Here is a 706-nt window from a genome sequence, read left to right on the forward strand (position 1 = left end):
CGTCCAGGTGAGGCCGTCGGCGGAGGTCAGCACGGTGTCGCCGCCGACGGCCGCCCAGCCGTGCGGCCCGTGCGCGACGCTGCTGAGGGTCCAGCTCTGCGCCTCGGCGCGCCGAGTCCAGGTGGTTCCGTCGCCGGTCGTCAGGATCACGCTGCCGGAGTCGGCGCCGCCGACGGCGACGGTCAGCCCCTCGTGGGTGGCCGCGCTCGACACGGAGCGGAACGGGGCCGGGGCGAGGACCCCTTCGAGGGGGACGCGGTGGCCGGTCCGGCCTTCGGCCGCCCGCATGACGAGCTGCTGGGAGCTGTCGTCCTCTGCCTGGGTGCCGCTGCCCACCGAGACCGTGTCCCCGGCGACGACGACCGACGATTCCGGGGTGAAACCACCGGGATAGGACGCGAGGGTCCGCCAGCCGGTCTTCGCGCGGACCAGGAAGCGGCTGCCGGAGTTCCCTTCCGGCTCCAGCTCGGCGACGAGCCGGGGCCCGTCGAGCGAGGAGTCCCGGTGCAGGCGCACCAGGGTCGAGCCGGGGCCGCCGCCGATCCGGCCGCACGCGTGCCAGACCCCGCCGTCGGGGCTGCACCGGAGCTTCCCCGCGGGGTCGTGCGGCGCGAACACGAAGCCCCCGGCCGCGCCGAGCACCCCGGCGTAGGGGCAGGCGGCGCGCGGCCCCGACCAGGTGCGGCCGCCCGCGGCGGAGCGCCGG

At 77.5% G+C, this 706-nt stretch carries 1 protein-coding gene; it reads right to left on the bottom strand.

Going from position 1 to position 706, the window contains the following annotated elements; all coding sequences use genetic code 11:
• A partial coding sequence (locus tag ACYVE7_RS35155) for a hypothetical protein (RefSeq protein WP_460371011.1) occupies positions 1 to 706 on the bottom strand: 706 nt, incomplete at both ends.

The organism is Actinocorallia lasiicapitis, from assembly GCF_054778695.1.